This is a genomic window from Escherichia sp. KCJ4928 (assembly GCF_004352695.1).
Lineage (GTDB): Bacteria > Pseudomonadota > Gammaproteobacteria > Enterobacterales > Enterobacteriaceae > ECMA0423.
This window is the reverse complement of sequence record NZ_SJWV01000653.1, coordinates 1-361: the sequence shown is the minus strand read 5'-3', so window position 1 is coordinate 361 and position 361 is coordinate 1. Positions and strand designations below refer to the sequence as shown.

Annotated in this window: 1 pseudogene; it reads right to left on the bottom strand. The window is 54.6% G+C overall.

From position 1 onward, the window contains the following. Positions 1-65 precede the first annotated feature (65 nt). A pseudogene (locus E0D98_RS26090) lies at positions 66-361 on the bottom strand (transcription termination factor NusG); the annotation flags it as partial.

Here is a 361-nt window from a genome sequence, read left to right as displayed (position 1 = left end):
AACAGAAGGGAAAAAAATCCCGGCCATAAAGGCCGGGAAAAGTCGTCAAATTAAGACAGCAATTTTCATGTCAACGCTCCGTCATCAGATACCAGGTGCAGGAGCAGGGCGATCCTCGACTCCGGCAGAGGCTGTGCATCAAGCCGGAGGAGGTACTGGTAACGCGCTTTTGTCAGCCAGAGGGTGGAGGCAGCATCCAGCTCCTCCCTGGCTGCCGGATTGAGCGCAGGATCCGGGTACACTTTCATCAAAGACTGAACGATATCCTCCCTGACGGTTTTGATTTCACCGGCCATTTTCACGAAGTCCAGAAAGGCACTGTGACGGCGAAGGTGAGTGAAGCTGTGGCGTTCGGGGTCTG